Genomic DNA, 7536 nt, shown 5'->3' on the forward strand with positions numbered 1-7536 from the left:
AACGCTAATTTTTCTGCAAATATCCAGCTTTACTCTAATTCCTCCACAACTTTTGAGATTGATCCGGTTTATTTAAGTAATAAATAAAAATAGAAAAAATACCAAAAAGAGAACCCATTAAGTATTGGTCTCACTAAACAGATGGGGAAAAATAATTTTCTTCTTATAATACAGCCGATCAAAATAATTCTGAAGAGTTGGATCAGAAACTATATAAATCTAAATCTGCTAATTTCCAGATTTCGATAGATTTTTAAATAGATGGTACACAACTCTAATTCATCTTGAGCCAATAATCTTTCATGAAATGACTCCCTCAATTTGAAAAACACTATAAAACTTTTAATATAGTTATTTTTCACTTTTTTAAAGTCAGTAGGAAACTCTAAACATCATCAATATAACAAACCCATGGATAAGCATCTTCATCATTCTCTTTTTGAAGAAAAACCAAGGTTAGTTGAAATCGGACCGAATCTTTCAAAAGTTACAATGATGCTAAATATTTCGCGAATTTTGCACGTATCTATGAAAATGGATCCTTTTTTATTCGCACTTATTTCCATGATATTATTTTTCAGTATAGTAACTTCAATACATTGATCATATCCCTAATGGATAGAGGATTTAAAATCACCCTGTATCGAATAAAAGCTTTCTCTAAATTTCTTAAAAGTTGTCTGAATATTACATTCAATGATAAATGCATTATATTCTGAAAACCAAAACATCTCTGTCATTACTAATATTTTCAAGATAATAATTCCGTTTAATTTTATAGTTTTTATTGTTGCCAAAGAATTGTAATAAAATAGCTTCTACGTGGCCTTCGAAAAAATTCTTTGCACGAAGTGAAACTAGTATAAAAGGTCGAGCCGGACTCGTCGCTCAGGAATCTTGTGCAATAGCACAATAGATTTTGGAAACGATAATTGGATTAAATTCTTTTTTGGATTAACAAATTTCACCGACACTTAACTGCAATTCAACTATCCAAAACCTCCATTCACCGAAATTCCCTACCTTAATTTAAAAATAAGGTCATCTTTATGGATTCATAAAATATCCTAAATGAATAAGAAATTGAAAATCCTGTTGATAGAAGATGACATTATTGAAATCATGAAAGTTCATAGAACCATGCATGAGCTTTCTTTGGATCACCAAATAACAGAATCAAAAAATGGGGAGGAGGCCCTCGAGTTTTTACATGACAAAAGTCTGGAACTACCAGACCTTATTTTTGTAGATCTTCATATGCCAAAGATGAATGGATTTGAATTCCTGGAAATATTTAAAAACAACCCAAGTTTAAAACATATCCCGGCAATAGTCTTCACGACCTCTGCAAATCAAAATGATCTTAAGGAAAGTTATAAGATAGGTATTGCGGGGTACATAATTAAACCTTTAAAATATGAAGATTATGTTTTAAAATTAAAATCAGTCCTAGAATACTGGAGTTCAAATGAATTAATTAAGTCATAAATGGAAGGATTAATTTTTTGCAGGATCAAAAAGAAAATCATGGATTTGGATTAGAAGTTCTGGATGGATACTTTTCTATATCCCATTTTTTATGAAGACCATATTATAAGCATCTTCTGAACCTTTATAGCCCATCTTTGTTAATTGTTTGTTTCTATTAAAGAACATATTTTCTATAGTATGAAAGTCTTTTGCTTATCCTGAATTATCAATTTTTAAAATAATAGCCTGTTAGAAAAGTTATTTTGAAAATATGTACTTTTCTAAATTTTGATGAATATGTCCCTATAATCATTAATAGGAAAATATTTGAATATTATGTATGCAGATTCTTTCATGATATAAGAAAATAAAACTAATAAAATCAAAATTAGAATTTATTACACCCCTTATGGAAACCAGCAAAATCAAAATACTCGAAAAAGCATTAGACCGGGAAAAAGCGGCTCGAAAAGCAGCAGAAGCTATTCTGGAAGAAAAGTCTGCAGAACTTTTTAAGCTTTCAGAACAATTAAAAAGATCAAACAATAAGCTTGAAGAACTCCTAAACCGTAAGACTTCTGAACTGGAAGGAGTTTTTAAAACCATTGTGGATGCCTATGTAGTAATGGATTTTTCTGGAGAGGTTATAAGCATGAATGAGGCAGCTAAAGAATTATTGGGGTATGACGTAGACAACGAGCCTATAAATCTTTTAAAACTGGTTAAAAAAGGATACCGTGAATACACCTTGGAAGTTTTTAAGGAACTATTTATTCATGGAAAGTTTAATAACTATAAAGCGGTAATTCTCACAAAAAATAATGAGGAAAAGAGTGTACAAATTAATGCTAGTATAATATATGGAGAGAATGGAGAGCCTATTGCAGCTCAGGGTATAGCCAGAGATATAACCAATGAAATTATTACAAATGAAAAATTGAAGGAATCAGAAGACCGGTTAAGTACCTTAATTACAAATTTACATACCGGTGTACTCCTTGAAGATGAAAATAGAAAAATTATATTAACCAATACGGAATTTTGTTCCATGTTTTCTATTGGAGCCTCTCCAGAAGCCTTGGAAGGTATGGACTGTAGTAATTCAGCAGAAGACACTAAATATTTATTTAAAGAACCAGAAAAGTTTTTGGAGCGTATTAATCATCTTCTACAGGAAAAAAAGCCGGTATTTTCAGATGAATTGGAGTTGGTAGACGGGAGAGTATTTGAACGTAATTATATTCCCATTTACTCCAAAGGAGCTTATAAAGGGCATCTTTGGAGTTATTCTGATATAACTATTAAAAAAAATTACAGGGAAAGACTTAAAGCTGAAAAAGAAAAATACAGCAATATTATAGATAATATGAACTTAGGTTTGATAGAAATTGATACCAAGGGTTATATTAAGTTCGCTAATAATAATTTTTGTAAGATCAGTGGCTTTTCTAGAGAGGAGCTTTATAATGCGAAAGCGGAAACCTTACTGTTACCAGCCAAAGAAGTTGGTCGCGGAAAAGAATTAAGGGCGAGGCGTAAACGCGGCATATCAGATTCTTACGAGATAGAGGTTAAGACAAAAAGTAACGAAATACGCCACTGGTTATTAAGTGGAGCTCCAACTTATGATTTGAATGGAAAAATAAACGGTTCTATAGGGATTCATTTAGACATCACTGAACAAAAAAAACTGGAAATACAAAAGGAAACTTTATTAAAGAATTTGGAAGAGCAGAATGAACGGCTCAATGAATATGCACATATTGTCTCACATGATTTAAAATCTCCCTTAAGAAATATTTCTGCTCTGCTAAGCTGGACGATAGAAGATTTTAAAGATAAATTAGGACGTGAAAGCCTCAAGAACCTGAATTTAATGCAGCAAAGGGTAGAGAAAATGGATCACCTTATTGAGAATATTCTCCAATATTCCTCCATTGGACAACCCTTAGTTCAAAAAACAAGCATAAACCTGAACCATCTTATTGCAGAAATTACAGATATCTTATACATCCCCTCTAATATAAGCGTGAAAACTTTAAAGGAGATGCCTATAATTATAGGAGATCCAACTCAAATACAGCAAGTATTCTTAAACCTTATTAGTAATGCCGTAAATTATAACGATAAAGAAAAAGGTATCATAGAAATAGATTTCACGAATGATAAATCATGGTATACATTTTCTATCAAAGACAACGGAATAGGAATAGCTGAAGAAAACCAAAAGAAAATTTTCACAATCTTTAAATCGCTGGGAAACCATGAAAATTCTACAGGGATAGGATTAAGTATCGTTAAGAAAATAATCGATTTGCATAAGGGAAAAATCTGGGTGGAAAGCGAAGTAGGTTTAGGCTCCACATTCTTCTTTAGTTTAAAAAATTAAAACATGAAAATAGTACAAGCCAGGAAATTTAAAAATAAGGAATGGGAATATAAACCACCTAAATCTGAGCTACAAAATCCGTTAGTTTTTATTTTTGCAGATAGGATGCTTTTGGAAAATGAAATTTTCTATGAAAATGTGAAAGCTAACTTTAATTATGAGCATCTTATATTTGGTTCTACTTCAGGCGAAATAATAGGAGAAAACGTACATCAAGATTCGGCGGTGGTCACAGCTATTGAATTTGAGCAAAGCAGTTTTGAAATACGCAGAGCAAACATATTAGATTATGATAAGAATTCTCATGCACTGGGGGAACATCTTATAAAATCATTACCTAAAGTTAACCTAAAACATGTTCTTATTGTTTCAGAAGGTAGTTATACAAATGGCAGCGAACTAATTAAGGGTTTGCAAACACATTTAGCGCCAAACGTTCTCTTAACTGGCGGAATGTGCGGAGATAATGATAGGTTTGAAAAAACATTTGTTTCTTATCAACATAGGCCCACCCAGGGAGAAATTATTATTATTGGTCTATATGGCGAGAGTCTTGAAATTACCTGTTCCAGTTCAGGAGGATGGATTCCGTTTGGACCGGAGCGGACTATTACTAAAGCCGAAGGCAATATATTATATGAAATAGATCATATGCCTGCCTTGGATTTATACACCAAATACTTAGGAGATAAAGCTAAAGAACTCCCCAAAGCTTCTCTTTTTTATCCGTTAAATATTACCGCAGAAAGTAAGACTGAACCTGTAATAAGAACAATTTTGAATATTGATGAAAACAATAATTCTATGATTCTAGCAGGTGATGTACCTCTAAATGCAAAAGTTCAGCTCATGATGGCATCTGTAGATAGTCTTGTACATGGAGCAGCAGAGGCCGCAACAATGGCAATGAAAAACCGAACAAAGGCACCTCAGCTGGCATTTTTAGTAAGCTGTATTGGACGGAAATTAGTAATGGATCAAAGAGTTGAAGAAGAAATAGAAGAAATTAAACTGATTATTGGAGACCATGCAAATATTTCAGGTTTTTACTCTTATGGAGAGATGGCTCCGCTCCAGGATCAGCAAACCTGTGAACTGCACAATCAAACCATGACTCTAACTTTAATTAGCGAAAAGTGAATTCTTTACTTGAAAGACAAATTCGAAAATATTTACCACAGGAACTTCAGGAAACTGAAAATTTAAAAGATTTTCTGGAGGCTGTTGGAAAATCTTATGATAATAATAACAACCAGTTAAAAATGATTCAAAGAGCAATGAAACTAAGCTCTGATGAATTATTTGAGGCTAATAGAAGGTTAAGCAGAGAGGCTGAGAATCAACAAAAAATTATAGATACGTTCAAAAATTGTATCAATACGCTTAATCTAAAGACTCCTACCGATAAAGAGAGTAAAATGGAAATTGATGAGCTAGCGGGTTACATTGAAAAACAATCGGAAGAAATCCATAAAGTGCAGGAACAAAGAGAGGAATTACTTAAAAATCTAGAGAAAAAAAATCAAGTCCTTTCAGATTATGCCCATATGGTTTCTCATGATCTAAAATCTCCGTTGCGAAGTATCGATTCTCTTGCAAACTGGATATTGCAGGATAATGCTGAAAAAATTGATGATGCTAGTATAGAAAACTTCAAATTACTGCTGAAAAATGTAGAGAAAATGGATGCTCTAATTGATGGGATCTTAAATTACTCTACCATAGACCAGGCCGTTATAGATAGCTACTGGGTAGATTTAGATGTACTCACAAAAGATATCATACAAATTCTCTATAAACCTGATCATATTAATATTACTATAAAGAACAAGTTGCCTAATATAAGAGGAGATAAATTCAGGCTTCAACAACTGTTTCAGAATTTAATTCAAAATGCCGTAAAAAGCATTGATAAACCTATTGGCGAAATAGAAATTGATGTGGTTGAAGAGGGTGAATTCTGGAAATTTTCTGTAAAAGATAATGGTAAAGGAATATCTTCTAAACACCATTTAAAAATCTTTAGAATTTTTGAAAAAATTGAAAATGATCAAGCAGCAACTGGAATAGGTCTTTCTATAGTAAAAAAAGTGGTAGATTATTATAAAGGCGAATTATGGTTAGATAGCAAATTAGGCGGTGGAAGTATCTTTTTCTTTAAATTACCCAGAAGCCTATAATAGATGGAAGAACGGCCCACTCTTACTCAGATAAATAAAATATCAGGAAAAAATGATGATTTTCGGGAAAGGTTAATAAATATACTTAAAACTGAACTTGTTTCAGAAGTAAGTACCTATCAAAAAAACCTTTCTCTAGGGAAATATATAGAGTGTGCAGAAAATGTGCACAAACTAAAGCATAAAATTGGTATTTTAGGCTTAGAAAAATCGTACGAGGTTGCAGTTCTTTTTGAGGAAGATCTAAAAAAATCAAACTTAAAGAACAAAAAAGCTTTTGATGATATTCTAAAATCAATGCTGGAATTTACAGCCCAACTTTAACCCCCCAAATTATGAACTGCATTATTATAGATGACGAGCAAATGGCCAGAATTATTATCGAAGAAATGATTGCAAATACAAGGCAGCTTAATCTTAAAGCCAGTTTTAACAGTGCAATTGAAGCTATAAAGTTTTTGAATATCAATGAAGTGGATCTTATATTCTTAGATATTCATATGCCTGCATTTACCGGATTTGATTTTATCCAGACCATAAAAAATCCTCCAAAAATAGTTCTTACTACTTCAGATAAAAATTTCGCGATTACAGCATTTGAATACGATTGTATAGTAGATTATCTTGTTAAGCCAATCGCGCCGGAGCGCTTTGAAAAAGCAATAGATAAAGTAAAATCTTCTACTTCCCTACCTATTAAAGATTCTGCTTTAGATAATCATAAGCCTGAAAATGATGAAAATTATAAGGTGCTATATGTCAATATAGACCGTAGACTGGTAAAGATCGAGATCCCTTCAATTAAATTAATAGAAGCGAAAGGAGACTATATTTTAATTAAGACCGAAACTAAAAACTATACGGTTCACTCTACCCTGAAAAAGATTGAGGATAAACTCCCGGACGATCAATTTCTAAAGGTTCACCGCTCATATATTATTAATTTTCATAGAATTATAGATATAGAAGACAATAGTGTGTTGATAGAAAAAGATGTTGTTCCGGTAAGCCGTTCCAATCGATCAGAACTTATGAGAAGAGTTAATCTTCTATAAAATACATTTTATATTCGTTTTTGCCCCTTTGGTCTAAAGTAATCCTTCACTTACCGAAAAATGAATTTTTTTTTACCAAAACCACCCCATATTTGTTTAATCTTAAAATTCAAATATTATGAAGGCATCAAAACCAACTCAGCACATTCGGGAAATAAAAGGAAGACTTTATAGTGGAAATGTAACCGAAACTCAAAGGAAACTTGAATATGATCTTCTTAGATTCCAATCATTAATTATTGAAATTTCTGATATCCAGGAAATTGATATGTCTGGAGTCTTTATGCTATATTTTCTAAAACGAAAGGCACAAGAAAAAGGATTAGAAGTTAATTTTATAGGTGTTAACAATGAAGTATTTAAATCTGCTTTAAAGTTCCTTGGGATAAGTCAATTATTCGATAAGAAAACGGCAGCTTGAATATTCTAAATATTAATTAAA

Annotated in this window: 7 protein-coding genes; all 7 read left to right on the forward strand. The window is 32.0% G+C overall.

From position 1 onward, the window contains the following. The first annotated feature begins 1071 nt into the window (after positions 1 to 1071). Complete coding sequence (locus tag RM553_RS18975; RefSeq protein WP_311536543.1) at positions 1072 to 1488, forward strand: response regulator; 417 nt, start codon at positions 1072 to 1074, stop codon at positions 1486 to 1488. A gap of 391 nt (positions 1489 to 1879) precedes the next feature. Further along, positions 1880 to 3859 carry a PAS domain-containing sensor histidine kinase gene (locus RM553_RS18980; protein WP_311536544.1) on the forward strand — a complete coding sequence of 660 codons (1980 nt, stop codon included), beginning with the start codon at positions 1880 to 1882 and terminating at the stop codon, positions 3857 to 3859. 3 nt (positions 3860 to 3862) lie between these two features. Next, positions 3863 to 4999, forward strand: a complete 1137-nt coding sequence (locus RM553_RS18985) for an FIST signal transduction protein (protein ID WP_311536545.1) — start codon at positions 3863 to 3865, stop codon at positions 4997 to 4999. Then, entirely contained in the window at positions 4996 to 6039 is a 1044-nt protein-coding gene (locus RM553_RS18990; RefSeq protein ID WP_311536546.1) for a sensor histidine kinase, read from the forward strand. Before RM553_RS18985 ends, RM553_RS18990 begins: the two co-directional genes overlap by 4 nt. Before the next feature lie 3 nt (positions 6040 to 6042). Continuing rightward, a complete protein-coding gene (locus RM553_RS18995; RefSeq protein WP_311536547.1) occupies positions 6043 to 6363 on the forward strand; it encodes an Hpt domain-containing protein in 321 nt (106 codons plus the stop codon). 11 nt (positions 6364 to 6374) lie between these two features. Next, positions 6375 to 7094: a LytR/AlgR family response regulator transcription factor gene (locus tag RM553_RS19000; protein ID WP_311536548.1), complete on the forward strand. Its 720-nt coding sequence runs from the start codon at positions 6375 to 6377 to the stop codon at positions 7092 to 7094. A gap of 118 nt (positions 7095 to 7212) precedes the next feature. Further along, entirely contained in the window at positions 7213 to 7515 is a 303-nt protein-coding gene (locus RM553_RS19005) for an STAS domain-containing protein (protein WP_311536549.1), read from the forward strand. Positions 7516 to 7536 lie beyond the last annotated feature (21 nt).

This window comes from Autumnicola tepida (assembly GCF_031846485.1).
GTDB lineage: Bacteria > Bacteroidota > Bacteroidia > Flavobacteriales > Flavobacteriaceae > Autumnicola > Autumnicola tepida.